At 56.6% G+C, this 26,911-nt stretch carries 26 protein-coding genes and 1 tRNA gene; 15 read left to right on the top strand and 12 right to left on the bottom strand.

What is annotated here, in order from left to right; all coding sequences use genetic code 11:
* Positions 1–6 precede the first annotated feature (6 nt).
* Both hrpB and L4X63_RS12030 read left to right on the top strand, forming a co-directional pair.
* Positions 7–2,490, top strand: a complete 2,484-nt coding sequence (gene hrpB / locus L4X63_RS12035; protein ID WP_250678882.1) for an ATP-dependent helicase HrpB — start codon at positions 7–9, stop codon at positions 2,488–2,490.
* Between the two features lie 448 nt (positions 2,491–2,938).
* Positions 2,939–5,026 (top strand): glutamine synthetase III family protein, encoded by a 2,088-nt coding sequence (locus L4X63_RS12030; RefSeq protein WP_284694614.1) that lies wholly within the window; start codon positions 2,939–2,941, stop codon positions 5,024–5,026.
* Between the two features lie 139 nt (positions 5,027–5,165).
* On the opposite strand, the gene L4X63_RS12025 is transcribed toward L4X63_RS12030, so the two are convergent.
* Positions 5,166–5,873, bottom strand: coding sequence for a peptidoglycan DD-metalloendopeptidase family protein (locus L4X63_RS12025; RefSeq protein ID WP_250678880.1), 708 nt, complete (start codon positions 5,871–5,873; stop codon positions 5,166–5,168).
* Between the two features lie 338 nt (positions 5,874–6,211).
* Here L4X63_RS12025 and L4X63_RS12020 point away from each other — a divergent pair, with 338 nt between their 5' ends.
* From L4X63_RS12020 to L4X63_RS12010, 3 genes are all read left to right on the top strand, one after another.
* Positions 6,212–6,550, top strand: a complete 339-nt coding sequence (locus tag L4X63_RS12020) for a P-II family nitrogen regulator (protein WP_250678879.1) — start codon at positions 6,212–6,214, stop codon at positions 6,548–6,550.
* 38 nt (positions 6,551–6,588) lie between these two features.
* Entirely contained in the window at positions 6,589–8,001 is a 1,413-nt protein-coding gene (gene glnA, locus L4X63_RS12015; RefSeq protein WP_250678878.1) for a type I glutamate--ammonia ligase, read from the top strand.
* A gap of 136 nt (positions 8,002–8,137) precedes the next feature.
* Entirely contained in the window at positions 8,138–9,871 is a 1,734-nt protein-coding gene (locus L4X63_RS12010) for a site-specific integrase (protein WP_250678877.1), read from the top strand.
* 358 nt (positions 9,872–10,229) lie between these two features.
* Here L4X63_RS12010 and L4X63_RS12005 read toward each other — a convergent pair whose 3' ends face one another.
* Entirely contained in the window at positions 10,230–10,430 is a 201-nt protein-coding gene (locus L4X63_RS12005; RefSeq protein ID WP_250678876.1) for a hypothetical protein, read from the bottom strand.
* Positions 10,431–10,584: 154 nt separating this feature from the next.
* Here L4X63_RS12005 and L4X63_RS12000 point away from each other — a divergent pair, with 154 nt between their 5' ends.
* Positions 10,585–11,259 carry a recombinase family protein gene (locus L4X63_RS12000; protein WP_250678875.1) on the top strand — a complete coding sequence of 225 codons (675 nt, stop codon included), beginning with the start codon at positions 10,585–10,587 and terminating at the stop codon, positions 11,257–11,259.
* A gap of 29 nt (positions 11,260–11,288) precedes the next feature.
* Here L4X63_RS12000 and L4X63_RS11995 read toward each other — a convergent pair whose 3' ends face one another.
* Positions 11,289–11,621, bottom strand: coding sequence for a helix-turn-helix domain-containing protein (locus tag L4X63_RS11995; RefSeq protein WP_250678874.1), 333 nt, complete (start codon positions 11,619–11,621; stop codon positions 11,289–11,291).
* 152 nt (positions 11,622–11,773) lie between these two features.
* Here L4X63_RS11995 and L4X63_RS11990 point away from each other — a divergent pair, with 152 nt between their 5' ends.
* Complete coding sequence (locus L4X63_RS11990; RefSeq protein WP_250678873.1) at positions 11,774–12,529, top strand: hypothetical protein; 756 nt, start codon at positions 11,774–11,776, stop codon at positions 12,527–12,529.
* 242 nt (positions 12,530–12,771) lie between these two features.
* Entirely contained in the window at positions 12,772–13,515 is a 744-nt protein-coding gene (locus L4X63_RS11985; RefSeq protein WP_250678872.1) for a hypothetical protein, read from the top strand.
* A 455-nt stretch (positions 13,516–13,970) separates the two neighbouring features.
* Here L4X63_RS11985 and L4X63_RS11980 read toward each other — a convergent pair whose 3' ends face one another.
* The gene (locus L4X63_RS11980) at positions 13,971–14,912 is read right to left on the bottom strand and encodes a replication initiation factor domain-containing protein (RefSeq protein WP_250678871.1); all 942 of its coding nucleotides are present in this window, start codon (positions 14,910–14,912) and stop codon (positions 13,971–13,973) included.
* Positions 14,913–15,619: 707 nt separating this feature from the next.
* Here L4X63_RS11980 and L4X63_RS11975 point away from each other — a divergent pair.
* The 3 genes from L4X63_RS11975 (at position 15,620) to gluQRS (ending at position 17,384) form a co-directional block, all read left to right on the top strand.
* Positions 15,620–16,003 (top strand): hypothetical protein, encoded by a 384-nt coding sequence (locus tag L4X63_RS11975; protein WP_250678870.1) that lies wholly within the window; start codon positions 15,620–15,622, stop codon positions 16,001–16,003.
* 27 nt (positions 16,004–16,030) lie between these two features.
* Entirely contained in the window at positions 16,031–16,345 is a 315-nt protein-coding gene (gene ppnP / locus L4X63_RS11970) for a pyrimidine/purine nucleoside phosphorylase (protein ID WP_250678869.1), read from the top strand.
* Between the two features lie 85 nt (positions 16,346–16,430).
* Positions 16,431–17,384 carry a tRNA glutamyl-Q(34) synthetase GluQRS gene (gene gluQRS / locus L4X63_RS11965; protein ID WP_250678868.1) on the top strand — a complete coding sequence of 318 codons (954 nt, stop codon included), beginning with the start codon at positions 16,431–16,433 and terminating at the stop codon, positions 17,382–17,384.
* 59 nt (positions 17,385–17,443) lie between these two features.
* Here the strand turns inward: gluQRS and L4X63_RS11960 are convergent, their stop codons facing one another.
* Together L4X63_RS11960 and L4X63_RS11955 are read right to left on the bottom strand one after the other, a co-directional pair.
* The gene (locus tag L4X63_RS11960) at positions 17,444–17,692 is read right to left on the bottom strand and encodes a hypothetical protein (protein WP_250678867.1); all 249 of its coding nucleotides are present in this window, start codon (positions 17,690–17,692) and stop codon (positions 17,444–17,446) included.
* Positions 17,685–18,128, bottom strand: coding sequence for an acyl-CoA thioesterase (locus tag L4X63_RS11955; RefSeq protein WP_250678866.1), 444 nt, complete (start codon positions 18,126–18,128; stop codon positions 17,685–17,687). Before L4X63_RS11955 ends, L4X63_RS11960 begins: the two co-directional genes overlap by 8 nt.
* A 161-nt stretch (positions 18,129–18,289) precedes the next feature.
* On the opposite strand from L4X63_RS11955, the gene L4X63_RS11950 reads away from it, so the two are divergent.
* Positions 18,290–18,364, top strand: a tRNA-Gly gene (locus tag L4X63_RS11950).
* Between the two features lie 16 nt (positions 18,365–18,380).
* Here the strand turns inward: L4X63_RS11950 and L4X63_RS11945 are convergent.
* The gene (locus L4X63_RS11945; RefSeq protein WP_250678865.1) at positions 18,381–19,682 is read right to left on the bottom strand and encodes an Arm DNA-binding domain-containing protein; all 1,302 of its coding nucleotides are present in this window, start codon (positions 19,680–19,682) and stop codon (positions 18,381–18,383) included.
* Positions 19,683–20,094: 412 nt separating this feature from the next.
* On the opposite strand from L4X63_RS11945, the gene L4X63_RS11940 reads away from it, so the two are divergent.
* The gene (locus L4X63_RS11940) at positions 20,095–20,286 is read left to right on the top strand and encodes a hypothetical protein (protein ID WP_250678864.1); all 192 of its coding nucleotides are present in this window, start codon (positions 20,095–20,097) and stop codon (positions 20,284–20,286) included.
* Positions 20,287–20,375: 89 nt separating this feature from the next.
* On the opposite strand, the gene L4X63_RS11935 is transcribed toward L4X63_RS11940, so the two are convergent.
* The 3 genes from L4X63_RS11935 to L4X63_RS11925 form a co-directional block, all read right to left on the bottom strand.
* Positions 20,376–20,936, bottom strand: a complete 561-nt coding sequence (locus tag L4X63_RS11935) for a replication initiation factor domain-containing protein (protein ID WP_250678863.1) — start codon at positions 20,934–20,936, stop codon at positions 20,376–20,378.
* A 105-nt stretch (positions 20,937–21,041) separates the two neighbouring features.
* A complete protein-coding gene (locus tag L4X63_RS11930) occupies positions 21,042–21,329 on the bottom strand; it encodes a hypothetical protein (RefSeq protein WP_250678862.1) in 288 nt (95 codons plus the stop codon).
* Positions 21,330–21,393: 64 nt separating this feature from the next.
* The gene (locus tag L4X63_RS11925; protein WP_250678861.1) at positions 21,394–22,341 is read right to left on the bottom strand and encodes a hypothetical protein; all 948 of its coding nucleotides are present in this window, start codon (positions 22,339–22,341) and stop codon (positions 21,394–21,396) included.
* Between the two features lie 235 nt (positions 22,342–22,576).
* On the opposite strand from L4X63_RS11925, the gene L4X63_RS11920 reads away from it, so the two are divergent.
* Positions 22,577–23,608, top strand: a complete 1,032-nt coding sequence (locus L4X63_RS11920) for a DUF4034 domain-containing protein (protein WP_250678860.1) — start codon at positions 22,577–22,579, stop codon at positions 23,606–23,608.
* Positions 23,609–24,042: 434 nt separating this feature from the next.
* On the opposite strand, the gene L4X63_RS11915 is transcribed toward L4X63_RS11920, so the two are convergent.
* Positions 24,043–24,471, bottom strand: a complete 429-nt coding sequence (locus L4X63_RS11915) for a hypothetical protein (protein ID WP_250678859.1) — start codon at positions 24,469–24,471, stop codon at positions 24,043–24,045.
* A 106-nt stretch (positions 24,472–24,577) separates the two neighbouring features.
* Here L4X63_RS11915 and L4X63_RS11910 point away from each other — a divergent pair, with 106 nt between their 5' ends.
* Complete coding sequence (locus tag L4X63_RS11910; RefSeq protein ID WP_250678858.1) at positions 24,578–25,225, top strand: fibronectin type III domain-containing protein; 648 nt, start codon at positions 24,578–24,580, stop codon at positions 25,223–25,225.
* A 132-nt stretch (positions 25,226–25,357) separates the two neighbouring features.
* Here L4X63_RS11910 and L4X63_RS11905 read toward each other — a convergent pair whose 3' ends face one another.
* Positions 25,358–26,911 carry a DHA2 family efflux MFS transporter permease subunit gene (locus L4X63_RS11905; RefSeq protein ID WP_250678857.1) on the bottom strand — a complete coding sequence of 518 codons (1,554 nt, stop codon included), beginning with the start codon at positions 26,909–26,911 and terminating at the stop codon, positions 25,358–25,360.

Raw genomic sequence — 26,911 nt, 5'->3', positions numbered from 1 at the left:
ATCTCCATGTCCAAGGCTCCTATCGAGGCAATCCTCCCCGAGCTGGTGGCTCGCCTCGAGGCGGGCAACGCCGCCGTCTTGCAGGCCCCACCCGGCGCCGGCAAGACCACCCGGGTCCCGCTGGCCCTCATGGACGCCCCCTACCTTTCCGGCAAGAAGATCATCATGCTGGAGCCGAGGCGGCTTGCCGCCGTCAACGCCGCCCGCTTCCTCGCCTCCTCGCTCGGTGAGGAACCCGGCCGCCGCATCGGCTATACCATCCGTTTCGAGCGCAAGGTCTCCGCCGCCACCCGTGTCGAGGTGGTCACCGAGGGGATCCTCGCCCGGCGTCTCCAGGCCGATCCTTTGCTGGAGGACGTCGGGGCGGTCATCTTCGACGAATTCCACGAACGAAGCCTCACCTCCGATCTTTCCCTGGCCCTGTGCCGCGATGTCCAGCAGGGGCTCCGCGAGGATCTCCGCATCCTCGTCATGTCCGCCACCCTGGACGCCGCCCCGGTCGCCGAGCTGCTCGGCGGTGCTCCGCTGATCTCCAGCCCCGGCCGCCAGTTCCCGGTCGAGCACCGCTACCTCAACCTTGAGCCCACCGGCCGCCTCACCGATACCGTCTTCACCGCCGTCCTCTCCGCCCTCTCCGAGACCACCGGCGATATCCTCGTCTTTCTCCCGGGGGCCGGGGAGATCAAGCGGCTGGAACGAAGCCTGAAGGAGCGGCTGGGAAACGAGGTACTGGTAGCCGTCCTCTACGGCGACCTTCCCTTCGCCCTGCAGGAGCGCGCCATCCTCCCCGCCGGCTGCCGCAAGGTCGTCCTCTCCACCAATATCGCCGAAACGAGCCTTACCATCGAAGGGGTGCGGGTGGTGATCGACTCCGGCTACTCCCGCCAGCTCCGCTACAACGCCGGGAGCGGGTTGAACCGCCTGGAAACGCTGCGCATCTCGGCTGCCTCCTCCGAGCAGCGGGCCGGGCGCGCCGGGCGCCTCGGTCCCGGCATCTGCTACCGGCTCTGGACGCGGCATACCCAGACAACCCTGCTCCCCTTCACGCCGCCCGAGATCCGGGTCTCCGACCTGACCCCCCTGGCCCTCGACCTCGCCCTCTGGGGGGTGGCCGATCCCGCCCAGCTTTCGTTCCTCGACCAGCCGCCGGCCGGGCATTTGGCCCAAGGGAGATCGCTCCTCGCCCAGCTCGGTGCGCTCGATCGCCGCGGGGCCATCACCCCCCTCGGGAAGAAGATGGCTGCGCTCCCGATGCACCCGAGGCTGGCCGCCATGCTGATCGCCGCCGGGCCTGAAGGGGAGGGGAGGCTCGCCTGCACCCTGGCGGCCATCCTCTCCGAGCGGGACCTTCTCCCCGCCGGGCAGGGGGCGCTTTCCGACAGCGACCTGCTCGACCGTATCGAGGCGTTGCGCGAGCGCCGCGACCCCCAGCTGAGCGCCACCATCGAAAGGCTTGCCGGCTACTTCCGCAACGCCCTCCGCCTCTCGGGCGACGGCCGTGGACCGGTTCCCGATACCGGCCTGATCGGGGCGCTGCTGATGAAGGCGTATCCGGACCGGGTAGGGAAGGAGCGGGCTCCCGGCTCGGGACGCTACCTCCTCGCCAACGGCACCGGGGGGAAGCTGTCGCACCGTTCGAACCTGCGCGGGCAGCCGTTCATCGTGGCGGTCGAGGTGACCGGCGGCGGAGCGGAGGGCGATATCCACCTCGCCAGCGCGGTGACCCTCGAGTCGGTGAGGGAGGTCTGTGCGGCCGCCATCACCCGGCAAAAGCGGGTCTTTTGGGACGAGCGGGAGGCACGGGTGATCGCCCGCGAGGAGGAGCGCCTGGGGGCGTTGCTCCTTTCCGAGCGCCCCGCCACCCCCGGCCGGGAAGAGGTCGCCGCGGCCCTTCTGGAAGGGATCCTGGCGGGGCCCGGACTGGAGGGGCTCAACTGGAGCGGCCAGGCCGTCGAGTTCCGCAACCGGGTCGTCTTCCTCGCCCGGGAGCTCCCCGAGGAGGGGCTTCCCGATCTTTCCGAAGATGCCTTGGCCGCCCGGCTCTCCGAGTGGCTCCTCCCCTACCTCGACGGGGTGAGAAGTCTCGGCCAGCTCGCCAAGGTCGACCTTCTGGGGCCGCTTCGGGCCATGCTTAGCTGGCGGGAGCAAAAACTCGTCGACGAGGGGGCCCCGACCCACCTCGAGGTTCCCAGCGGCTCCCGGGTCCAGCTCCATTACCCCTCCGAGGGAGCCCCGTACCTGAGCGTGAAGCTGCAGGAGATGTTCGGACTGGCCGAGACCCCGCGGATCGCCTTCGGCCGGGTCCCGCTGCTTATCCACCTCCTCTCCCCGGCCCGCCGCCCCATCCAGGTCACCAGCGACCTAAGGAGCTTCTGGGACGGCGCCTACAAAGAGGTCTGCAAGGAGCTCAAGGGGCGCTATCCCAGGCACCCTTGGCCCGACGACCCCTGGAGTGCCCAGGCCACCCGCCACGTGAAGAAGAGGATGTGACCCCCGCGAACGATCGCTTTCACCCGGCCCGAAAACTCCCGTACCGCTGTGTCACTACACGGTGACCGAACCCCTTCCCTTCCTCCCTCTCGCCTGCTTCTAACCCCGTACCTCATCTCCGCTCCTCGCCCCCCTTGGGCGGGAGGGTGGCCGAAGGCCTGGTGAGGGAAGCTTTTGTGCCGTGCTGCTTTTTTAGGCATGTTGCCTAAAATTGCGGCACATTTTGGTTATAACTGCCTAATTTTTCTGCATCCTTTCGCGAAATTTCCTTAGGGAACGGCCGGTACTACAGGGCGTTACCGTGACGCCTGTCCGAGGGCTCTCGCAAGGGCGCATATCTTGCAGTTTACGAGGGTTTTCCGAACTCCGGATTAAACTGCCTAAAATAGTCGCAACTCGGAAAGTTGCTTAATTTCCACACCACCAAAGACAAGGAGTGAGAACGAGTATGGAGATTTTCGGTCAGAACGTATTTAGCCAGGATGTGATGAGAGAAAGACTGCCGAAGGCTGTCTACAAGAACCTGAAGAAAACCATCGACGAAGGTCTCCCGCTGGACCCGTCGATCGCCGACGTGGTCGCCACCGCGATGAAGGAATGGGCCATCGAAAGAGGCGCCACTCACTTCACCCACTGGTTCCAGCCGATGACCGGCGTTACCGCTGAGAAGCACGACTCCTTCATCACCCCGACCGACGCCGGCATCATGATGGAGTTCTCCGGCAAGGAGCTCATCAAGGGCGAGCCGGACGCTTCCTCGTTCCCGAGCGGCGGCCTGAGGGCCACCTTCGAAGCCCGCGGCTACACCGCCTGGGACTGCACCTCCCCGGCCTTCCTCCGCGAAGAGGCCGACGTCGTCACCCTCTGCATCCCGACCGCCTTCTGCTCCTACACCGGTGAGGCGCTCGACAAAAAGACCCCGCTTCTGCGCTCCATGGAAGCCCTTTCCACCCAGGCCCTCAGGATCCTCCGCCTGTTCGGCAACCAGACCGCCAACCGCGTCACCTCCACCGTCGGTCCCGAGCAGGAATACTTCCTGGTCGACAAGTCCTTCTTCGAAGAGAGGCTTGACCTGATGATGGCCGGCCGTACCCTTTTCGGCGCCATGCCCCCGAAAGGGCAGGAGCTGGAAGACCACTACTTCGGCACCATCAAGGAAAGGGTCGTTTCCTACATGAAGGAAGTCAACACCGAGCTCTGGAAGCTCGGCGTGACCGCCAAGACCCAGCACAACGAGGTGGCCCCCAGCCAGTTCGAGATCGCCCCGATCTTCGAAACCACCAACATCGCCACCGACCATAACCAGCTCGTCATGGACACCCTGAAGCGCGTCGCCCTCCGTCACGACATGGTCTGCCTGCTGCACGAGAAGCCGTTCGCCGGCGTCAACGGCTCCGGTAAGCACAACAACTGGTCCATGAGCTCCTCCGACGGCCAGAACCTCCTCGAGCCGGGCCACACCCCGCACGAGAACGCCCAGTTCCTGACCTTCCTGATGGCCACCATCAAGGCGGTCGACGAGTACGCCGGCCTCCTGCGCATGACCTGCGCCAATGCCGGTAACGACCACCGTCTCGGCGCCAACGAAGCGCCGCCGGCTATCATCTCGGTGTTCCTCGGCGAGCAGCTGGCCGACATCATGGAGCAGATCGAGAAGGGCGGGGCCAAGTCCTCCAAAAAAGGGACCGACATGCAGATCGGGGTGACCACTCTCCCCGCGCTTCCGAAAGATACCACCGACCGTAACCGTACTTCTCCGTTCGCCTTCACCGGCAACAAGTTCGAGTTCAGGATGGTCGGTTCCACCTTCTCCATCTCCGGCCCGAACGTCATCATCAACACCATCATCGCCGAAGTGCTCAGGCAGTTTGCCGACAAGCTCGAGAAGTCCAAGGACTTCTCCGCCGACCTGCAGAAACTCCTCCAGGAGACCGCCAAGAAGCACAAGCGCATCGTGTTCAACGGCAACAACTACTCCGACGAGTGGGTCGCCGAGGCCAAGAAACGCGGGCTGCCGAACATCCCGAGCACTCCCGAGGCTCTCAAGGAGCTGATCAAGAAGGAGTCGGTGGAGCTCTTCACCCGTCACAAGGTCTTCACCGAGAAAGAGATCCATGCCCGCTACGAGATCGTGGTCGAGCAGTACGTGAAGACCCTCAACATCGAAGCGCTGACCATGATCGACATGGCCAAGCAGAGCATCATGCCTGCCGCCACTTCCTTCATCACCGAAGTCGCCCAGTCCATCTCGTCGGTCGCCGCCGTGTCCAGCAAGATCGACGTTTCGGCCCAGAAGGAAACCCTGGAAGAGGCCTCCAAGCTCCTCTCCGCGATGAACAAAAACGTCAAGGCCCTTCAGAAGGCTCTCGACAACGCACTGGCCATCGAAGACCTCGCCAAGCAGGCCACCGCCTTCCGCGAGAAGGTCTTCGCCCAGATGCTCGCTCTGCGTGCCGACGGCGATGCCCTCGAGAAGATCGTCTCCGCCGACTACTGGCCGATGCCGACCTACGCCGAGATGCTTTTCATCCTGTAATCTCGACAGCACCGCAGCAACAAAAAAGGAGCCTCCACCGGGGGCTCCTTTTTTTATTTAATGGCGGGCGTAACGTTCCCTCCCCTTCAAGGGGAGGGTCAGGGTGAGTATGGGCTGGGGTGGATGGTAGCCGGATTTGCTAATGCAGGTTGGTGAAGACGATCGAGCCGTCGGCGTGGAGGTAACTCCTGATGCCTCCCGAGACCTCCGGAATGCCGACGCCGTTTTCGAGGTAGGCCTGGGTGACGTTGTTCCCGCTTTTCCACAGTTCGAAGTGCAGGTGGGGACCCGTCGAGCGGCCGGTGGAGCCCGAGTAGGCGATGACGTCGCCGGCCTGGACCGTGTCTCCTGCCTTCACTTCCAGCTTCGAGTTGTGTCCGTACAGCGACGTCATTCCGCCGGGGTGTTCGATCACCACCAGGTTTCCGTAGCCGCCGTGAAAGCCGCTTTCCCGGACCTTGCCGCCCATGATCGCCTTCACCCGGGTCCCGGACGGCACCGCGATGTCCACCCCGTTGTGGTGCCTGATGCCGCCGTCGATGGGGTCGTGGCGCCAGCCGACCTTGGAGGTGACCGTCCCGTTTACCGGCAGCCGCGGCGGCTCGCCCGGCGCCGGCGGCTCCAGCGCTTCCGTCGCATGCTCCTTTACCGGCCTGGTCCTCACCTTCGCCTCGCGCAGCACCCGTACCGCGCCGGGGGTGCTGGGCGTATTGGTGAAGGTTTCCACCCCGTCTTCGCCAACGTAACGATAGAAGTCCGCGCGCGCCGGGATAGATGCCAGGGAGAGGGATCCCGGTAAAATGAGCAGCGAGACTAGACGAAGTTTGGAGAGATGAAACTTTTTCATGAGCAAGTTCCGGAGACGGCTTTTATGTCACAGGTTAAGGCGCAAATATACCGTGACAGAGGGTGCGTTGGCAAGGCGAACTCCGTGCTGCCTAAAAAATAGACAGCCGGTCCCGGGGGTGCCTAACGGTTAAGCGCAAGCGCCGGAATCGAGAAGCGGGAGGGGGATTTACATTAGTAACTATGTAAAAAGACTAGTGGTTTTTTTAACAGTTGCGTTGGCAAATAAATTGCTAATTTGACCCTGAACCCCGGCTCACGTTGCTTTATTAACCTTGCAATTTGACGGTAACGTTACTATAATTTGCGCGCATTGAAAAACCTGCGGAGGTAACGCCCGTGAAAAAAGTGGAAGCAATTATAAAGCCCTTCAAGCTCGACGAGGTCAAAGAAGCCCTTAATGAGATCGGTATTCAAGGCATCACCATCGGTGAGGTCAAAGGTTTCGGTCGCCAGAAGGGACACACGGAACTGTACCGCGGCGCGGAGTACGTCGTGGACTTCATCCCCAAGATCAAAATGGAAATCATCGTCTCCGACGAGGTGGTTGCCAAGGTGGTCGATGCCATCGAGCAGGCCGCTAAGACTGGCCGCATCGGCGACGGCAAGATCTTCGTCACACCCGTTGAAGAAGTTGTACGGATCAGGACCGGTGAGCGGGGCGAAGACGCCCTGTAATGGCCTGATTTCCTACTAAACTCAAAGGAGATTGTAGAATGACCCCAAAACAAGTAGTTGAGTTCGCAAAAGAAAACGGCGCGCTGATGGTGGACTTCAAGTTCATGGATTTCGTCGGCATCTGGCAGCACTTCTCGGTGCCTATGAGCGAGTTCGGCGAGGACACTTTTGAAGAAGGTCAGGGCTTCGACGGCTCCTCCATCCGCGGCTGGCAGCCGATCCACGCTTCCGACATGATCATCATTCCGGATCCGAACACCGCCAAGATGGATCCGTTTACCGCTATTCCGACCCTGTCCCTCATCTGCAACATCTTCGATCCGATCACCAAGGAAGACTACAGCCGCGACCCGCGTAACATCGCCCGCAAGGCCGAGGCCTACCTGAAGTCGACCGGCCTCGCCGACACCGCCTATTTCGGACCGGAAGCCGAATTCTTCATCTTCGACGACGTCCGTTACGACTCCTCGTCCAACCAGTCCTTCTACGCCGTCGACTCCGTCGAAGGCGCCTGGAACACCGGCCGCGAAGAGTTCCCGAACCTCGGCTACAAGCCGCGCCACAAGGAAGGCTACTTCCCGGTCTCCCCGACCGACTCCCAGAACGATCTCCGTAACGAGATGGTTCTCGAGCTCCAGAAGGTCGGCATCCGCGTCGAGTGCCAGCACCACGAAGTCGCCACCGGCGGCCAGGCCGAGATCGACATGCGCTTCTCCTCGCTGGTCGACATGGCCGACCAGCTCCAGTGGTTCAAGTACGTCATCAAGAACGTCGCCTACCGTAACGGCAAGACCGTCACCTTCATGCCGAAACCGCTCTACGGCGACAACGGCTCCGGTATGCACTGCCACATGTCGCTGTGGAGGGACAACACCAACCTCTTCGCCGGGGACAAGTACGGCGGGCTCTCCCAGATGGCGCTCTACTACATCGGCGGCATCATCAAGCACGCCCGTTCCCTCTGCGCCTTCACCAACCCGACCACCAACTCCTACAAGCGTCTGGTGCCGGGCTTCGAGGCTCCGGTGAACATGGCGTACTCCAGCCGTAACCGTTCCGCTTCGCTGCGTATCCCGATGTTCTCCACCAACCCGAAAGCCAAGCGTATCGAGTACCGTACTCCGGACCCGTCCTGCAACGGCTACCTGGCCTTCGCCGCCATGCTGATGGCAGGCCTCGACGGCATCGAGAACAAGATCGATCCGGGCCAGCCGCTCGACAAGGACATCTACGGCCTCTCTCCGGAAGAGCTCGCCAACATCCCGTCCGCCCCGGGGAGCCTCGAAGAAGCTCTCAACGCCCTCAAGGAAGACCACGAGTTCCTCCTCAAAGGCGACGTCTTCACCCCGGACGTCATCGAGAAGTGGGTCGAGTACAAGACCGAAGCCGAAGTCAACCCGGTCCGTATGCGTCCGGTTCCGCTCGAGTTCGCCCTCTACTTCGACATCTAATCGGCAGCTCGATAGCAGCATCCAAAAAGGCGGGGGCAACCCCGCCTTTTTCTTGTTGGTAACTATCTGGTTCCTGATGTGTTTCGACTCCCCTTGGCGATTTGTTAACGAATCTGCTAATGTCGGGAGGCCTGAAATGGATTATATGAGGCGAAGGGGCAAGACGTACTGCGTGGTTATCACGGTGCCTATTGACCTTCAACCAGTAGTAGGGAAGCGTCAGATCTGGAGATCGCTGAAAACGAGGCGGTACCAGGATGCAAAGTCCGCCGCACGCAAACTTTTGTCGGTAGTGGATGGTCTATTTAACAGGATGAGGAACGGGATGGATCAAAAACTGATCGATTCGATGGTAGCTGAGTATGGCCTGGGAACTATAGCTGCGCAGGATAAGGCGAGGCTAGGGGTTAAGGTCTCAGATGACCCGGAATACAACGCGTTCATGCTGTACCGGGCTGATTTGCTGCGGAGTCTAAAAAATCCAGAGGTTGTGGGGTCTGTGTTGGCGAAGGCTGCGGCCATGTACCAGCGGGAGGAAGCCAATGGCAACATTCTAAGCACCCCGTTTGCTACTGAGGCAGCGGATATGATGCTTAGCCACTACAACAAGCAAGGCTTGGTCGGTGGTCCCGATGAGGTCACTAAAGATGAGTTTACCGAGGTCGTAGCTGCATTTGCGGTAGCGGAGCGTCATCTGTTCAAAGTTGAGTCAGAAAGGGTGCTGGGGATAACCGAAGACGATTCAGATTACCAGTACCGGCTTCTGAGGCGGTGGCGCAGTAATCTTCCTGTGAGGAAAGACCCAGGTATCCCCTTTTCCGAACTGCGCGAGTTGTACCATGCCGAGTGGTCAAAAACACACGCTCCTGACCGGGCACGCCGGAAAGCGAAGGAATTAGAAAGGATTGAGCGGGTTTTTGCTGAGTGTTTTGGCGAAGTGCCCAGGGTGAGGGCGGTAACGCCAGAGATGGCGTTAGAGTGGCGGGATTACTACCAGCACGAGTTCTACAATGAACGGGAGCCGCTGGAGAACAAGTCAGTTGACAATGCTCTCGAAACCTTGTCGGCAGTCTTTAATTGGGGTGCCAACCACAAGGTGAAGTACACTGAAGGGAACCCGTTCAGGGGGCTAGGTTTACCTTCTGGAGTGGCCTGCGAGAAGTCCAGGATCTTTGAATCGAGGGAACTTCAAGCCTATTTTGATCTCCTGGCGGATCTCCACAACCCACAACGACCTGAACTCACCTGGATTCCGTTGGTAATAGCCTATTCTGGGCTGAGGTGTAATGAGGTGGCACAACTCTTTGTTGATGATGTTCAGGAGCGAGAGGGAATCCTTTTCTTTAGAGTAACCGGGAATGAGGAGCGACACCAAAGGACGAAGACGGAAGAGTCAAAGCGCAATGTCCCGGTTCACAGAACACTGAGGGACTTAGGTCTAGTCGGTTACGTTCGGAAGATGCAAGACATGGGGGAGTCCCAGCTTTTCCCAAATCTCAAGTGGCGGGAGAGCTGTGGACTGTATTACGATGCCAACGCCAGCAGTCTCATGAACTCACCAGTGAACCTGATTTCCAATGACTCTAAGCTACGGCTGTACTCGCTTCGTGCTAACTTCCGCTGTTCGGTCGAGGAAGCCTTGATCGCTCCCGCACTTGCATCGCATGACCGTGGAGAGGTCGTTGCGGGTGAGGGGTATAGTCCTTTTCTGGACCTTGCTTTGAATAACGTTATGGGGCACCGGGTGAAGGGGAACACGGGTGACACGGTCTACCGAAAGCGGCAGCTTGGGATAATGAATAAGGTTGTCCAACTAGCGGCGTATCCCGTGGACCTCAGTCGCTTGAAGGCTGTGCTGGTCGGAGACTAGTGTCGAAGCATCCACAATGGTGCTATATAACTTCTATTTCTACTTTTCGGGCGTGAATGAAAGGGACTGCGCGCCTGAGGTGCGGGGCCATTTCGACCCCGCCCCCACCTGGGCCTCCAAATTTCGCTTCTGACGTCACTTTGCGCGGCGGTCCAGGGGTAGGTGAGGGGCAAACGTGCGATTTCTCTTCTTCGGCTGCTTGGCCCTCCTCCACGTTGCTGTCGGAATCTGGAGCAACCGGCGTGGATGGCATGTCCTCTCGATGTTCAACGGCGGGTGCGTCAGCTTGTTGGTCTACGTGCTGCACCAGGGTTGAAAACAACAAGGGCCGCTCCTAGATCTAGAGCGGTCCATGTTGTCACTTGCCCTTAACCTCTTCAAGAAGCTCCTGGAGCCATTTGATGATGATTGGTACATCCTGAGGGCACATAGCGATGATGTTTTCGTGATCCTCGTATGGGAATGGCCCTTGCTTTAGGCAGAGGCAACCATCCCCTCCGATGTATGCCTCTATTTCTTCCCTAGCCGGAAGTTTTCTTTCGTTTTCACTTTCGCTCATAACGACCTCCCTTTTAAGTCTGTCCTTCGCCCACCAGTTGATACCATATTAGCCTGCATCTCGAAAGCGGTAATTGACATTGACATCACCAAACAAAATAAATATAATTTGTGTACGTCCGACCACATTTTATAATTCACTTAAGGGGGCACCGATGGAGGCAACGCCGACAACGAAATACGCACACTACCTGCGGGTCTCGACCACTCACCAAGGCAGAGACGGCCTGGGTATTGATGCCCAGCGCACAGCGGTTGCGAAGTACACCCCTGCGGCTGAATTCATTGAGGTTGAGTCGGGCAAGAAGAAAAACAGACCGGAACTGCTAAAGGCCCTAGCGTACTGCAAGAAGGAAAAGGCCGTGCTGGTAGTGGCAAAGCTCGACCGGTTATCCCGCAACGTGCTTTTCACTGCTACCCTGATGGAGTCGGGCGTAGAGTTTATCGCAGCTGACATGCCAGAGGCGAACCGCATGACGATCCAGATAATGGCAGTCATGGCAGAGCATGAGGCGAAAGCTATATCTGATCGAACCAAGAAATCACTGGCAGAACTGAAGGTGCGATTAGCTAATGGAGGTACAACCAAGTCGGGGAAGACCGAGCGAACGATAACAATGGATGATACGAAGAGGGCCAAATCAGCAGCCAACAGGTCTGCAAAGGCAAATGAAGATGCCGCAAAGGTCGCGGCTACAATCAAGCGAGCAAGAGAAGCAAAGGCAACTCTCCAGAGCATTGCCGATGAGCTGAACGGCATGAACGTACCTACCCCACGAGGCAAGTTGTGGACGCCTGCAGCAGTACGGAACGCTCTTGAGAGGGTGTAACCCCTTTCAGGACAAAATCGGTTTTGGGGTCACGGCTTCTTCACCGCCATGTTCTCTACAACATCCAAAACGCTACCGCGTACATGCTTGGGCACCTGTTTAAAGGCCTCCAGGAGCCTTAGCTCTTCGTTGGTCAGGTTGTACACTGTGTTGGGCGACTCAGCAAAAAAAGCAGAGACCGGGACTTCTAGGATCTCCGCAAGCTGCTGTAACCTGCTTAGGTTTACCTTCGTTGTTCCCTTCTCGAACCGTTGCACTTGCTGAAACGTAATGCCAAGCCGTTCAGCAAGCCCCTCCTGAGTAAGGCCTACACTGACGCGAAATTCCTTTATCTTTTTCCCGATGGCTGCACTGTCCAGCATAGCTATAGGCCCCTTTTGGCGGCGAGCATACAGCTATGAGATCATCGTTTCCACGTTCATTAATGATATGTTTTACTTGTCAGTATATCATCTCAGACTGTATAGTTGATGGTCGGTTAGGATCTGCTATCAAGTGGAGAGAGGGAGGTAGTATGGCTCTTATCAAGTGCCCTGAGTGCTCAAAAGAGGTTTCGGATAAAGCCGAGGTATGCCCTACCTGCGCCTTTCCGCTAATGAAGCACCTGGATTCTCAGGTGCGCGAAGAAGTCAAGGTAAAGGACCATCAGGCAGTGCCGTTGAAAGAACCGGAGATGCCGGAGCAGCAATCGAAAGTCCGTAGTGGTCGTAACGGCCTGGGACTTGTGCTTGTTGGTATACTGGTGCTTTTGGGCGTTGCTCTGTTTGGTATCATGCATGAGCGTGAATCCGGGAAAAAGATGAGTACGGCTGAACTCCTGACCCAAGCGAAAACAGAAATTGAAAACAGATTAAGTTCTGGAGATACAGATCAGGTGAAAACGCTTCTTGAGTGCATACCATCAGATGCCCCTGAATACAAAGAAGCTCAGGTTCTGTTAGGACGAATTGACAAGAGGCAGAAGGAGATCCAAACACAACTGACAAAATCCAAAGATGGCGCTGTAGGAGTTCAACTTACGCCAGTAGGCAAGCGGGTTCACCAGGAACATCCTGACTGGAGTGAAGAAGACTGCAACACCATCGGAAGAAAGAAGATCCGGGTAGGAATGACAACTGAGCAGGTAAGAACTGCCTGGGGGAAGCCGTATCGGGTCAATCGGACTAGTACCGCTAGCGGAGTCAATGAACAGTGGGTTATGAGGGAGGACGCCTCCACCTGCGTCTATTTCGATGATGGCGTCTGTACGACAATCCAGAACCAGCACTGACGCGGTGCTTGGACGGTGCCGCGTTAATGGTGCAGCACAGAGAATCGGGGGGGTACCGTTAACGTGGCAAAGAGGGGTTACTGGTGGGTAAAAGGCCAAATCTGCTATGACCTGAGTTACAGCGTTAACGATTCAGCACAGAGAGACCTCCAGCCCTCTCACCGTCAATCTTTTACCTGGATTGGTGGTTGCTTATGTGCGATAGTGAGAGACCTACGAACAGGAGTATTCTGGAGGCGCTGATGGGGCAACCTAAGGCAAAGACCCTGATTGAGAAGTTCGGCTTCAAGGACGATGACCTGAAGACACCAGAACACGACAGCATCATGATCTGGCTGAACGCAAACATCGAGGAGGTCATAAATAGAGCTTTCCCTGCTGTCTGGCCAGAGAGGGAGGTCAAAGGAGAGCTTTCGGATTTTCACACCGGCCTGGCTAAACTCAAAGCCAGCCTAGAGCGCCAACTCCATAACCTCAGATCAAGTTCTGCTGGACCGGGTGCACCTACCCCAGACCCGAAAACCCTGGAGACCGAATCGAAGCTTCTCCAACTGGAGGAATGGTCAAAGCTTGAAGATCCTCCGGCGATGCCGAAGCTCCAGGTTACGAAGACTGTCTGGGAGTGTACGATCATGAACGACAAGGGGTTCGTGGTCGGGGCAATCGACATGATGGTAAGAGTTCGTCGGCCCGGTTTGAGGGTGGAGTCTTACACTTCTAACCTACAGGCTTTCCCCTCAGCCGCGCCAGAATGGAGAATTGGGTCCTATGACGATGAGGTCTTCATTGAGGTCAAGAGCAAGATCCTGTCTCTGGGAGAACTGATCCGGCAGATTCGCTTTTATCAATCCCACAAGAGAGGATCGTATGTGGTGGTGTCACCCGATGACCGTTTCGCAGAGATCTTACGAAACCAGGGGATAGGATTTGTACCCTGCCCTAGCTTCTCCCAACCAAAACCGGTCCAGGGGAACTTCTTTTCCTAGCAACTACCGTGTCAAATTTAACATTATTGATTGATAAAAATAAAAATACCGTCTGGCATGAGACGGAGGGTGGGACATAGGGCCGGATCTCTTCATAGAGAATCCGGCCCTTCTCCTTTCCGGCCTCGGCCTCAGGCCCACGGTAAGCTGCTGTCGCTGTGGTCGATGTGACTCTAGATGTAATGACAATGTTTCGGCTCATAGATGAGCGTATCCGCCTTAGGCGGTGTCTTTTTGTATTTGCTTGGTCTTGAACGCTTGTGACCGCTTTCTGGCGGGCACCAGATTCCACAGTCGCAACGGGTACCGGGTGCCCACTTGGAGGAACCACAGAACGGGCAACGGTTACGGTATCCTGCGTTAGGGATCTCCTTCTTATTGAGAGAGGGAGGGAGTCGAAGTGCATGTTCGATCATTAATGGTAATCCTCGGATGGGGTTTGGTGTGATCGCCCTCTACAGGCAGAATGCAAGAGTGTCAGTTTGCGGGTTACCGTCTAAAGTACGCAGTGAGGATATCCCCGGACGGTGGTAGCAGGAGGTGTGGTCAGACAGTGGTATATGGTTATAGAGGGCTGCACGCTTCAACAATTCACTCCACCAAGATTGTAATTTCCGGCGACTGGACCGGGGACCAGGAACCACATAGGAGAAGTGACGTTGAAACAGGTCAACGACAACCTCTCCCAGGCGCGGTGTTTCTGCGTCGAATTCGGGGATGCTTAGTTTCATCAGGAGGTCGGTTTCCTTCTTGGCAGATCCTTTGCGTAGCTTTAATTCATACCTGATCCAGGGGGACTTGAGCCGATTTCCGGTCTCGTACACTCTTTGTCGGGGACATAGGTCTTTCTGGTAGAAAAGGACTTTGCAGAAGTTTCGTCCCCGCCTCCCGTAGTAGATTGAAGATCCGCCATAGAAATCGGGTAGGGTCGGCTTACCCTGGTGATCCTTAGTAAAGGTGGAACGTATGTAATCGCGGTATGTGTGAGGTAGTGACTGTTCGTAGATCTGGTTCACAGGGGTCAGTCCTGAGCGGTCATCAATGTAAACGTCGATCTCGGAGACATGCGCGTCAAGTTCAACCGCGCCGTCAATGAGCTTCTGTAAATTCAGGGGGCGTAATGCGTTGAGGGCTGAATCACTGAAAGCAAGCCCGTGAACCTGTAGTAAGTTCCTACGTCCGAAGGTTGAGGTGCTGTCACTGTGGAAAGCTGCCAGGGTGTCGCCGGTTGTGGTCTGTAGAAGTCGGGTGCGGCGGTACCATTTCTGCTGCTTGCGACTGGGGCGGAAGTGATCTGCTGTGATACCTGTGAACAAGGTGGTTACAATGGTTTCAAGAGAATGGCTGGCTGAAAACGTCAGGTGTAGGTGGTCTATCCCAGTGGTGATTTGCTGCATGGCTCCTCGGATGGTAAGATGAAGTATTGGCTTGCTATAATCTTATATGCCCAGTAGAGGAGAGTTTTTCCGCGTGTTCTGAAAAAAAAATCGGCATGGATTCGGTCGGTGTACTTGGTGCCAAGAGCTTGTGGGGTCTTAAATAGGTTTGAGTTGGGTAGGAGGGGAAGGCTGAGTTCCCGGCTTCGGGGGGAGTGAGGCAGAGGAGGGAGGCGAGCGTGCTTATTAAAGGAGGTTGGCAGGGGGGATTGGCAGTCATACCCCCTGATTGCATATTCATGTTTTAATATATATGAGATGGTCCACCGGATCTTGGTAGCGAGCATATCCCCCGTTTAGGGTAGGCGGATAGGAAAGGGTTGAATGCCGCTATCAAAATGTGCTAATGGTTTTGCTAATGCTGGTGGACCGTCCAGGGGGGCTGCCACATGGGAACTCAAGAGGTTACCTTCAAGGTAAAGGCGGGGTAGGCGGGGGCAACCCCGCCTTTTTCTTGTTCGACTCCCGTAAAAACAAAGCAATAGAACACGGATGACAGGGATTGAACGGATAAAGGCGGATCAACCGGAGCTTCGGTCATTGTAAATATTTAAGCTTGAAAGATTTATCCGTGTAAATCCGTCTCATCGGATTTGATCCGTGTTCCAATGCCTTTTGCTTGTTTCAAGGTTCCAAAACTGTTACTGTTCTTGGCTGGAGCTGGTGCCGTGCAGTCAGCAGTCGAACGGCTCGGGGAGCAGGAATTGACTCAGCAGGAGAAGATAGAGAAAGTCGTCGGATGGTTTGCCAAGGCCGCTCTCAGGCATGCCGAGGCGATGGAAGCCTATGACGACGAGGCGGCTTCCGCCCAAGTACAGGAGCTCACCAGGTTCTATGCTGCGGTGGTGCGGGAGGGGGGGCTGGAGGCCTTTTTCGTGCTCCTTGAAGACCCGGCCCCACCCGTAGCCGGCATGGCCGCCGTCTTCGCGATGCGTGAGTCTCCCGATAGATGTATTGCCGTATTGAAAAGAATCGCCAAACTGCCGGGTCTCATCGGTTTCCGGGCGCAGGTCGCCCTGGAGCGGTGGGAGTCGGGAGAGTGGCTGGCCTGATCCATATTTTTTTCCAGGAGGTAGTTCGTGTCTGAATTCAACAACGTAACGGTAGTCAAAGAAGCCAATATCTACTTCGACGGCAGGTGCACCAGCCGGGCCGTCATCTTCGCCGACGGCACCAAGAAGACCCTCGGCATCCTGCTCCCCGGCGAGTTCACCTTCAACACCGGGGCTGCCGAACTGATGGAGTTCATGTCGGGCGAGCTGACTGTGCTGCTGCCCGGCTCCTCCGAGTGGGTTACCGTCAAGGGCGGCGAAGCGTTCGAAGTCCCGGCCAACTCCAGCTTCACCATGAAGGTCACCACCATCGCCGACTACTGCTGCTCCTTCCTCGGCTAATCCCGGTACCAGCCCTTTTAGACAGGTTCCTCCCCCTTCAAGGGGGAGGACAGGTGGAGGATTGGGCAAACACCGTGAACGACCAATGACCGACGACGCTCACCACATAGTAGGGCGTTTCGCCCCTTCTCCAACCGGACCCCTTCATCTGGGCTCCCTGGTTGCAGCTCTTGGAAGCTACCTGATGGCGAGGGTTAGCGGGGGCAGCTGGCTTCTTCGCATGGAAGACCTCGATCTTCCCCGCGTGGTGACGGGGATCGCCGACGATATCCTCTTTACCCTGGAGACCCTGGGGTTCGAATGGGACGGGGAGGTGCTCTATCAGAGCCGGCGGACCGAGCAGTACCGGGAGGCGGCGGAAGAGCTGATCCGGCGTGGGCTCGCCTACGGCTGCGGCTGCACCAGGAGCGAGATTGCCCAGATCTCCTCGGCTCCCCACGGCGAGACCCTGGTCTATCCCGGCATCTGCCGTGACGGGCTTCCTCCCGAAAAAGTGGAGCGTGCACTGAGGGTGAAGGTGTATGACGAGGTGATCTGCTTCAACGATGCCGTGATGGGGCGCTACTGCCAGCGCTTAACGGCTTCCTGCGGGGATTTCGTGGTGCGCCGTGCCGACGGCCCGTATGCCTACCATCTTGCCGTGGTGGTGGACGACGCCGCCTCGGGCGTGAACCAGGTGGTGAGAGGGGCGGATCTGTTAAGCGCCACCCCTTGTCAGATCTATCTGCAGCGGGTATTCCAGTTCCCCACCCCTAACTACGGGCACCTGCCACTGGTGACCGGCCCCGATGGCTCGAAGCTCAGCAAAAGGGACAACGCCATCTCCCTTGCTGCCGGCCGCGACCTGTCGAAAGAGGGGGGCGGACTGCTGCTTGGAGCCCTCCACTTCCTCGGCCAAAATCCTCCTGCCTCCCTGGCGACCGCTTCTTCCCGTGACATCCTCGCCTGGGCGAGGGAGAACTTCGACCCAACCTGCATCCCCCGCGACCCGGCTCCCTTTCACCGGAACGCTGACACTCCGGCGTCCACACCTCTTTGAGTGGTGTTCCCTCCCCTTCAAGGGGAGGGACAGGGTGAGGATGGGGTCCCGGTGCTATGTTATCCCTGATCCAAACCCTGCGGCGCCGGGAATCTCGGCCCTGTCACCGGCGGGGAAATCTCCTTCTTCTTCAACCCTTCCTTGATCTGCTTGTTGACCCGATTCCCCAGGCCCGAATCCATCAGCCAGGACCTGACCACCGCGTCGTTGATCGTCTCGCAGCCGGTAAGAGTCAGGAGGAGCACCAGCACCAGCGCCCTGCCATACCACGCCCGCCGCCTGGTATCTTGCCGATGGTGCCTACTCATGGCTCCGGCGTTTCCTTCTCAGTTCGGCCGCCTGCCATTTCTCGATATCCGTCTCGGTGACCGGCTGCCAGACCGGAACCGGGGTAGGGTGCCAGTTCTCGTCCAGGGCCACCATGGTGAAGATGCCGCTGGCTGCCCGGCGGATGGTTCCATCCATCACGTTTTCGGCCTCCACCTCGACCTCCACCTCCATGGAAGAGCGCCCGACGTGAACGATGGCCGCGCGCGAGTACACGACCTCCCCCATGTTGACCGGGGTGTGGAAGCAGATCTCCTGGGCGCACTTGGTGACCACCCGTTTGCGGGAATAGCGCCAGCAGGCGACCCCGGCGGTTTTGTCCATAATGCTCATGATGACTCCGCCAAAGATATTCCCGTAGCCGTTCGTGTCTTTGGGCAACAGCGTTTCGATCAGTTCGGCCTTGCGATTGTCCATGCAGCTCTCCTTCTGAAGTTACTCCGACACCAGAGTATACCTCAGCGGGCCCCGAAAGGGACTCACTTTATCGAGATCAAGTACGCTGAGATCATTGCAGTATGAAGAAAAAAATGGTTGACTCAAGGGAGGTCCTTTGCTATAAACAGGATCTCCATTGAGCGGGAATAACTCAGTGGTAGAGTGCAACCTTGCCAAGGTTGAAGTCGCGGGTTCGAACCCCGTTTCCCGCTCCATAAAAAACATACAGGTTCAAGCGGTTAGCGCGATCCTTTCGAGACTGTCCCCGGTTCTGTCCCCAAACGGAATCGGGGATTTGCTTTTTTGGGGTATGACGAAGTCGCGCCCCAGGTAGTCGAAGATTCTCTCTCCGTCCTCTTCCAGACCTTCCACGTAGTTTCCGTACACCTCGTAGACCATCTGCTTACTAGCATGACCCATGAGCTTGACGAGCCTTAGCGGATTGATGCCGACAAGGAGGCTCCAGGCTGCGAAGGAGTGCCGGGCCGAGTAGGAGGTAACGTAGGTGATCCCGGCAGCGTCAACGCCCTTTTTCCAGACCTTGCAGAATCGGGAGCTGTTAAACCGCGCCCCGTCCTCCATGGTGAAGACGAAGGGTGAATCCGAGCGGTTCAGGATGATGTCCAGGCGTTGCCTTAGCGCCCTGGTGATGAAGACTTGGCGCTTCCTGAACGCAGTTTTCAGACTCTGCTTGTCCTGGCCGAGCACGAAGGAGCTTTTGACGTTGATGTACTCGCCGTCGATGTCCTCTTTCCTCAATCCCCCCATCTCTGAAGGGATCATCCCGGTAAGTATCATGAACTCCGCTATGGGCCGGTAGTATTCCTCCAGGTGGCCCAGGAAGCGAAGCCATTCATCAAACCGGATGACAACGTGCTCTTTCTTCTCGGTCTTAGGGAGCCTCTTTTTCAGGTTGTCGAAGGGGCTTTTCAGCACCCACCGGTAATGGTCGCAGGCATCGTTCCAGATCGTTCTGAACGGCATGAGGATGTTCATTTTCCTCGCCGTCGAGAGAGGCTTCCCCTTGTTCTCCCCCCGCGTGCAGAGAAGGGATTGAGTGAACTTGAAAACCGTGGTGCTGGTGATCTGGTAGAAGGAGACGTTTTTGAAGTGGGGTAGTATCTTCGTCTCAATCGCTTCCCGGTAGTCGTTCCGCTTGGTCGGCGAGCTGAAGGAGGGAAAGATGGTCTCCATCCATTCCTTCACGTACTCACCGAAGAGCACCTGGTGAGGTTCGGGCCGGTACTCTCGCCCCTCAAGCTGGGTGAAGTAGGCTTTTTCCTGTTCGGTGGCTCCAGGGAATGCCTCGGCAAACTTGAAGGTGCCGTCCTCGATCCTCTGCCCGATCCTGGTCAGGAAGGCGCGAACCTTTCGTTCATTGGCCGGGGTGTCATCAAGCTCAGTGGTGCGGGTGATCCGCTGGCTGAAGTAGTAGAAATCCACATAGAGCTTACTGGAGCCTTTGCGCCTCTTGACAGCTCCGTGTTCCTTGCTGGGTGCTTCTATGGCGAGATTGCCTTTCTTGTTTCTCATGTTATGTCCTCATGGCGTTACCCTCCCTTCAGTGTGTCTTAGTCCGGTGCGGAGGATAACGCCAATCAATCCGATTATCAATAGTCCAGGTTCATCATCGGTGCCTTGCTTCGCTTGAAAGTCAAAGGCGAGCCTGGGACCGAGGCTGCGCCTCGCTGTGAATCGTGCTCACTTCGTGGCACTGGCGGCAGAGTCGCCAGGCCGTCATCCTCCGTGGGGAGCCTCTGCTGGCCTTGGAAGAAAAGACTTTCCCGCCAGCAGAAGCGGAGGATTCGGCCGAGTCGGCAGTAGTGGACGCCTTCCTTCAGAACACCGCTTTTTAGCCAGCCGAAGACGGTGGTGCGGGACACCATCATGCTCAACGGTCCTCACCTTTAAATCACTCATGGTCATCCCCCGTAGCTTCCAGGACATGCCCAAGCTTAATGGAGCGTTTTATGAATTCCCTGTCGAAATCCCTTTTGCTCCGGTGTTCATACAAGGCTTTACCGAGTGCAAGGATGGCCTCTTTGTAATCCCTGTTCCCGGTCCTGGCAGCGAACGCAGGGAGGCAACCGGCAATGTGGGCGATGTAGAAGAGCGCCGTCGTTCAGCGCAGTTTTGAACTTCAATCCACCAAGGGTGGATAGTGCGCCGATTCTGGCGGTCATTGTCCAGAACTCGGAGGGAGAACCAGTCTCCAGTCAGGTAGTTCTAGACGCCTCCGGCTCTTTGCCAGAGATCAAGAAAATCGTTGATCTTGAATTGTTTCAAGGCGGCTCTTCGTAGTTGGAATTCGACCCTCCAGATATCTTCAAGATTGTCAGTCCCCCACATGTCGGCGAACCATAGCTTTTCCCCCTTTTTGATTACTTCTTTTCCTTTGTTGTAAATCCTCAGGCGGATAGGTGCGGCAGGTGAACCAAAGTAACAGGTTTCGAGGATGCCGCCCTTAATTATCGGTCTGACATCCCGGCTGCGGCACACGGTGTGTTCTTCCAAGAAAGGGAGGGAGAGACCAGAGGATAACTTGAAGTCGGCGCAGATATCGAGGCGGCTAGGGAGTACCTCGACGATCTTACCACCGAAATACTTGAGATCGTTGGTGGCTAAGTCGAGGACATAAGCTACGCCCTTTCCCCACATGGTTTTTGAATTGATGGAAAGGTAGACATTCGGTGAAGATGTGAACTTTTCAGATTTGGAAATGTAGAGGTGATACTGCGGGAACTGGAGGTGGAAGGCGTAGTTGTCGCCTTTGCCATTGGGGAACATGACGTAGTTTCGTCCGAGGTACGTTTCTTCTACGACCTCTCCTAGTTTTTTTGCGTGATCTTTGAGCTGTTGGAGAGTTTTGAGAACTACCGGCCAGTCAGTTCCCTATTCCACGAATAGACCGATGTCAAGGGAGTCAAAGCCGCAGAGAAGGTACTGGAAATTTTCGAGGTGTGGTATTAGCGCATGGCGTGTTACAGGTTCCGCCATGCTTCCTTCGGCGACAAGGTCGCCTTCGGTGGTCGGAGGCAAAGCCTCCTCCTGCTCGCTTGCGGTCGCAAAGCTCCCCGCACCCGCCACCGGTACGTCGGGAGCCGCCCCGTCCCGACTCTCACCGGTGGCCTGGGACGCGCGCTGTTCTGCGGGAATGATGTTGTTGTCGGACATTTTCATGGAAACCTCCAAGGATAAATTTTCTTGGGAGGTTTGCCACGGATGCGGGAGAACTACCCGGACGCTACTTTAGTTTTTTCTGTCCGGGGCGTAACATTGGCTCCCAGTCTGGGCGGTTAAGCTGGATAACCTTTGAATATGCCTCCTGACTTTCTGGAAGGCTGGTGTCTATATCACGCTTATCGGTATCCTTTGCAACGGCGTCGAAGAGATCTCGGATTTCAGTTGAGGTGAGAGGTTGCTTGAGCTTTTCTGCAAGCAAGGAGATGAACCCGGCGAGCATGTCTTTTATGGTACGGCTTGTCAGCTTGACCTTGAGAGGTTTGAGTGGTGCGCTGAGAAGCTCTTCGTAAACAGCTTGCCGCCCGTGGATACGGACGTGCTGAATCTGCTTACCGATGGCCGAATCGTGGAGGGTGAAGGGATCAAGACGAAGTAGCTTGTGGATTGCACCAGTATCGCCGCGTACCACCGCCTTTCGGTATAAGGAGGAGGGCCATTCCTTGTAGATCAGCAAGCAGGGGATGGCGACCAGGAACAGGAAGGCGAACTCCGTTTCGTTCGCGTCCATGTACTGTTGAAAAGAAGTCCGCATTTCTGGCGTCATAGGGGCACCAGAAATGTCTTCCTGGATGTCATCAAAGGACATTCGTTGAAGTTCATTCCAATATGTCTGCCCTTCTTTGATTTCTTCAGATGTGAAAACCATTTCTTTCAGCAAATCAGGATTTCGGGAGAGGCGCTGGAATTCAGACATCAATGTAATTAGTCGTTGGCCGTATTCTGAAGTTTGAAAGATCATGCCATAAAGCGGATCCGTGTACCGATGGTGAAAGCGATACAGCGCGGACCAGGAAGGGAGGTCCGGGACAGAAAAGGTATGGCTCAAGAGCCGGTGTTTTTTCTGGTACTTGAGGATATCCGGGATTTCTCTAGCGAAGGCGGCTATAGATGGTGCAAACAGGGCAATGTACTGTGACTTACCTTGAGCCCACTTTTCGACAGCTAGCATTATAACTCCTAATAATTCTTTCCTTACAATGGAGCGCATGGTATATGAAATTGCATGTATTTCCAACCCCCTGGCGCCAAGATGGGGGAATGCCTGCCTTAATGTGCATGAGCTAAATATCCCTTTCTGGAAGATCACAGGTTCACGCACGCGCGCGTGAACCGCTCAATAAGTAGTTGTGCCCCAATATCTTATGAACCGGAGATGAAAAATGCTCGCAATAAACAGAACATTCTTGGCACTGCTCGTATGCATCAACGTTGTCTTGTGCTTTAGTTTGGCAACCACCGTAAAAGCAAGCGAAACAGAACCGACTCCCACCATTAAGCTAGACAAGATTACCAGTGTGCAACAAAATGCTGAAGTAGCGCGATTGCTGCGTGAAGAACGATTTGCCGAGTTGGAGAGCTACGCACGCGACCTGATTTCCCGTAAGGCCCGCTTTGCCGATGGCAGTTGGCGGATATACTTATTCATTAATAACCTGAGCGATCCATATGCCAGCGATAAGAATGGTTGGAAGGAATATATAGATCGCCTTGTCCGCTGGCGAGCGGCTTTTCCTGATTCGGCAATATCGCAGACTGCTTTAGGAGAGGGGCTGTTTGATTGGGCTGTCGATGCCCGTGGTGAAGGTTACGCCGATAAAGTAACGGACGAAGGCTGGCAACAATTCAAAGAACGCCTTGCCCGTGCCCAGGAAGTGTTGAAGCAGCAAGTTAAAGGCCCAGATTGCCCAATGCTCCATACGCTTCGCTTCCGAGTAGCCTTTCTTTTGCATGAACCCGAAGAGGTGATTGAGAAGAACTATGCTGATGCCAGGGCTGCTGAACCCCAATTCTATTACAACATTCTTTATCGTGCGCAGTTTTTGCAGCCCAAGTGGGGTGGTCAACCAGGTGAGCTGGGACGTTTAATCAGGAAGGAAATGGCAGGCCTTGATAAACCTGACCGCGAAAGTTTTATGGCTCGTTTTGCTGGAAACATGGTGGACGAATTAACCTACAAAGGAGTATTTACTGAATTCCCGTGGAATACTCTTAAACCATCATTTGAAAAACTGGTCTACTACTACAACGCTCCCCGGATGCACAATTATTACCTGCGTTTTGCCTGTTTTAGCGAAGATTACGAGGCCGTCCTTCAAGAAAATAAAATACTAGCAGACAAAGTGGAACTAGTGGGAGTCTGGAGTTGGGGCAAAAGGACCTACGAAAATTGCATTGAAAAAGCTAAAACTGCCATTGTACATTCTTCAATGAAATAGGAACAGGAATAACCCGAACAGGCGACTGGTGAGCAAAAAAAATGAAGGGTCACTCTGCATTTTCTATCTTTGTGATAGAAATTGTAACGCCCAACACGCCCTTGGACACTGGCGCGGCATACAATCGCCGCGCAGGTCAAGGGCGCACCCGTTAGTGTACCCGAATTGTTGCTGAACCTGCCGAATGAACCTGTTTTCAGTTGAACTGTAATGGACTTTAGACACACTGAAGGTTCAGGTAACAATTTGTAATAGTTTGATTTTATGACCCTTTTCAAGGTTGACTTGCCTTTTTATGAGGCCTTCGAACCCCGTTTCCCGCTCCAAACAAATTCAAAGCCCCCGGCCGCTCCACGCAGCCAGGGGCTTTTCAGTTTTACGCCCGCCATTTTTTTCCTCAAAACGCCACATTTTGACGCACCAAAAACTGCTGCTTACGTTACGCCAACCGATTTGGGAACTGCATCTTCGGCGTCGTATACCTCGAATTTTGCTTGTTGGGCGACGACAGTCCTTTCCTGCCTTACACCGTTGCCGCTCTCTTCTCTCCTTTTGAAATCCAAGCCGGCCAATTTCCAAACCTGAACCACGTATTTTGCCGGAGATCGTCGAGAACTTCGTTGGGCGATTCGATCGCGGTGGCTTTGCGCAGAGAAACTCCATTTTTGCGTTAAGAAAAGGAGAATGTGCGCGAAGAAAAGGAAGATGCGCGCTAACAATTTTGATTCTTCAACTGTAGTGGCCAAAAGCCCTATATTTCTAGGCGCTTGGGAGGGCGTTGTTTTCGCGAAGAATCTTGGTTCGTGCACTGCAAAACTCTGCCGGGTTCTCCCGGCCTTTTTTTGACGGCAAAACTCGTCCATGGTGCGTCACTCCGCGCCCCGTACGGGGTGAAAAAATTGCTTCCTCGCTTGCACTGCCACGGAATGCCGCTATGATTAGTAAAAATTAATTGAAAGGAGACCCGTCATGACGCCACAAATAACGTGGGTGGTACGGAGATTTGGGACGAGTGCTGCTGAAACGGTAGCCTTGGCCAGAACGGTAAAGGCTATGCTCACCAACCATTCGTTCGAGAACTTCGCCGAGCCTTGGCCTCACTTCGTCCCGTCTCTCGACACGCTTGCAACTACAACCGATAAACTCGATGCCGCAATCAAAAACGCCCAGACCCGTGACACTTTAAAACTTGCCGAGCGTAATGCCCTGCATCTGGAGACCAAGACTCATCTCGCCAAGATCGCCAGCTACGTCGAGCTCGCTGCCGATGGCAACCTGGAGGTGCTGAGAACTACGGGATTCCCGCTGAAGTCCGAAATGGTGAAGGCGGCCCCCACGGTCCCCTCTACGGACCTTTCCGTCAGGCATGCTCTCGATTCCGGTTTCTTTGACCTGAGGGCCGGCAGGGTGTCGGGTGCGAGGGCCTACGACATACAGATCTGCGAAGGGGACCCGGCGGTCGAGTCGAACTGGAGCGATGTGGATACCTTCCCTCGCGCCACGGGGATCAAAGTAGGGGAGAAGGAACCGGGAAAACTGTACTGGTTCCGCGTGAGGGTCCTCAGCGGCCACGGGCGCGGGCCCTGGTCGGTGCCTGTTTCGCTTAGGGCTTTGTGATATCACCTCCCTCACCCCTGCCCCTCTCCCCTAAAGGGGCGAGGGGCAGGGGTGAGGGTAGATTTGAAGGGGAGGGGACCTAGGCCCCCGGTTGCCGATGCAGCCGGGGGCTTTCATGTTTCAGAAGAAGAATCAGTGGGCGGCGACGGGGGCGGCGCCGGGTTTCGGCTTTTTCAGCAGGAGGAGGAAGGGGATGACGGCCAGAAAACCCAGGCCCAGGATCCAGAAGACGCGGTTGTAGGAGAGGATGGCGGCTTGCTGCTGCAACAACCGGTAGACGGAGCTTACCCCCAACTGCTGCGCGTCTGCGGGACCAACTCCGCGGGCGGCGTACCCCTGGGATATCGAGAATACCTTCTCCTGGTAGACGGGATTGAAGGGGTTCAGCCTCGATACCAGCAGGTTCTGGTGCATCTGGTTGTAACGGGCCAAGAGGGTCGAGGTGGCGGCGATGCCGACGCTCCCGCCGATGTTGCGCAAAAGGCTGTAGAGGCCGGTCGCATCCCCCATCTGCTCGGGCTTCATACCACCAAGGGTGAGGGTGGTGAGCGGCACGAAGAGCATGGAGAGCCCCACCCCCGCCACGATCCGCGGCCAGAGGAAGTCGCCATAGGCGGTTGCAAGCGGGAATCCGCGCCAGATGAACATCGACCAGGCGGAGATCACCAGACCCGCGAAGACGATCTTCCGGCCGTCCACTTTGGAGAGCCCCGCTCCCACCAGCGGCATCAAAAGAAGGGTCGCCACTCCTCCCGGCGCCAGCACGAGGCCCGCCTGGGTCGCGGTGTACCCCATCAGGGTCTGCAAGAAGAGCGGGATCACCATCAGCGACCCGTACAGTCCGAACCCGATCATGAACATCACCAGGTTCCCCGCCAGGAAGGAAACGTTCTTGAAGAGCCGCAGGTTCACGATGGGGTGCGGATGCCTCAGCTCCACCCAGACGGTGAGGAGCAGGGAGACGACCGAAACTACGGTGAAAATGACGATGAAGGGGGAGTTGAACCAGTCGTCCTGCTGCCCCTTGTCCAGGATGATCTGCAACGATCCGATGCCGAGGGTCAGGAAGGTGAGCCCCCAGTAGTCGATGGTGGCCTTACCCCGCGTGACGTGGGGTGGGTCGGTCACGAAGCGGCCGACCATCGCGAGGGCGGCGATGCCGACCGGAATGTTGACGTAGAAGATCCAGCGCCAGGTCATGTTGTCGGTGATCCAGCCTCCGAGTGCCGGGCCGATGATGGGACCGAACATCACCCCGATGCCGAAGATGGCGTTGGCCATCCCCTGCTCGCTGTGGGGGAAGCTCTCCAGGAGGATCGCCTGGCTGATCGGTATCAGCGCGCCGCCGGCCGCCCCCTGCACGATGCGGAAGAAGATCAGGGTCGCCAGGTTGGGGGCCGCTCCGCACAAAAGCGAGGAGAGGGTGAACAGGATCACGCAGGTGATCAGGAAGCGCTTGCGGCCGAACATGCGGGAAAGCCAGCCGGTGATCGGGAGCACGACGGCGTTACTCACCATGTAGGAGGTGAGGACCCAGGTGATCTCGTCGGTACCGGCGTTGAGACTCCCCTGCATGTTGGGAAGCGCCACGTTGGCAACCGAGGTGTCGATCACCTCCATCAACGCCGGGAGCATGACGGCGAGGGCGATGAGCCATTTGTTGGCGGTGTTGGTTTTGTCCTGCAT

The sequence above is a fragment of the Geomonas sp. Red32 genome (assembly GCF_023652955.1).
Lineage (GTDB): Bacteria > Desulfobacterota > Desulfuromonadia > Geobacterales > Geobacteraceae > Geomonas.
Note: the sequence above shows the minus strand (reverse complement) of the source record. Positions and strands in the feature narration are given on the sequence as shown.

Excerpts from the sequence above, each read along its gene's own strand:
- L4X63_RS12025 (WP_250678880.1), bottom strand. The coding sequence starts at position 5,873 with ATGAAAAAGTTTCATCTCTCCAAACTTCGTCTAGTCTCGCTGCTCATT.
- L4X63_RS11940 (WP_250678864.1), top strand. The coding sequence starts at position 20,095 with ATGCCCAAGCTTAATGGAGCGTTTTATGAATTCCCTGTCGAAATCCCT.
- L4X63_RS11935 (WP_250678863.1), bottom strand. The coding sequence starts at position 20,936 with ATGTTCCCCAATGGCAAAGGCGACAACTACGCCTTCCACCTCCAGTTC.
- L4X63_RS12030 (WP_284694614.1), top strand. The coding sequence starts at position 2,939 with ATGGAGATTTTCGGTCAGAACGTATTTAGCCAGGATGTGATGAGAGAA.
- L4X63_RS12000 (WP_250678875.1), top strand. The coding sequence starts at position 10,585 with ATGGAGGCAACGCCGACAACGAAATACGCACACTACCTGCGGGTCTCG.
- L4X63_RS12005 (WP_250678876.1), bottom strand. The coding sequence starts at position 10,430 with ATGAGCGAAAGTGAAAACGAAAGAAAACTTCCGGCTAGGGAAGAAATA.
- L4X63_RS11945 (WP_250678865.1), bottom strand. The coding sequence starts at position 19,682 with ATGAGAAACAAGAAAGGCAATCTCGCCATAGAAGCACCCAGCAAGGAA.
- glnA (WP_250678878.1), top strand. The coding sequence starts at position 6,589 with ATGACCCCAAAACAAGTAGTTGAGTTCGCAAAAGAAAACGGCGCGCTG.
- L4X63_RS11960 (WP_250678867.1), bottom strand. The coding sequence starts at position 17,692 with ATGAGTAGGCACCATCGGCAAGATACCAGGCGGCGGGCGTGGTATGGC.
- L4X63_RS11925 (WP_250678861.1), bottom strand. The coding sequence starts at position 22,341 with ATGCTAGCTGTCGAAAAGTGGGCTCAAGGTAAGTCACAGTACATTGCC.
- L4X63_RS11915 (WP_250678859.1), bottom strand. The coding sequence starts at position 24,471 with ATGGACGAGTTTTGCCGTCAAAAAAAGGCCGGGAGAACCCGGCAGAGT.
- hrpB (WP_250678882.1), top strand. The coding sequence starts at position 7 with ATGTCCAAGGCTCCTATCGAGGCAATCCTCCCCGAGCTGGTGGCTCGC.
- L4X63_RS11930 (WP_250678862.1), bottom strand. The coding sequence starts at position 21,329 with ATGAAAATGTCCGACAACAACATCATTCCCGCAGAACAGCGCGCGTCC.
- L4X63_RS11980 (WP_250678871.1), bottom strand. The coding sequence starts at position 14,912 with ATGCAGCAAATCACCACTGGGATAGACCACCTACACCTGACGTTTTCA.
- L4X63_RS11985 (WP_250678872.1), top strand. The coding sequence starts at position 12,772 with ATGGGGCAACCTAAGGCAAAGACCCTGATTGAGAAGTTCGGCTTCAAG.
- L4X63_RS11955 (WP_250678866.1), bottom strand. The coding sequence starts at position 18,128 with ATGGACAATCGCAAGGCCGAACTGATCGAAACGCTGTTGCCCAAAGAC.
- L4X63_RS12010 (WP_250678877.1), top strand. The coding sequence starts at position 8,138 with ATGGATTATATGAGGCGAAGGGGCAAGACGTACTGCGTGGTTATCACG.
- gluQRS (WP_250678868.1), top strand. The coding sequence starts at position 16,431 with ATGACCGACGACGCTCACCACATAGTAGGGCGTTTCGCCCCTTCTCCA.
- L4X63_RS11995 (WP_250678874.1), bottom strand. The coding sequence starts at position 11,621 with ATGCTGGACAGTGCAGCCATCGGGAAAAAGATAAAGGAATTTCGCGTC.
- L4X63_RS11905 (WP_250678857.1), bottom strand. The coding sequence starts at position 26,911 with ATGCAGGACAAAACCAACACCGCCAACAAATGGCTCATCGCCCTCGCC.
- L4X63_RS11990 (WP_250678873.1), top strand. The coding sequence starts at position 11,774 with ATGGCTCTTATCAAGTGCCCTGAGTGCTCAAAAGAGGTTTCGGATAAA.
- L4X63_RS11910 (WP_250678858.1), top strand. The coding sequence starts at position 24,578 with ATGACGCCACAAATAACGTGGGTGGTACGGAGATTTGGGACGAGTGCT.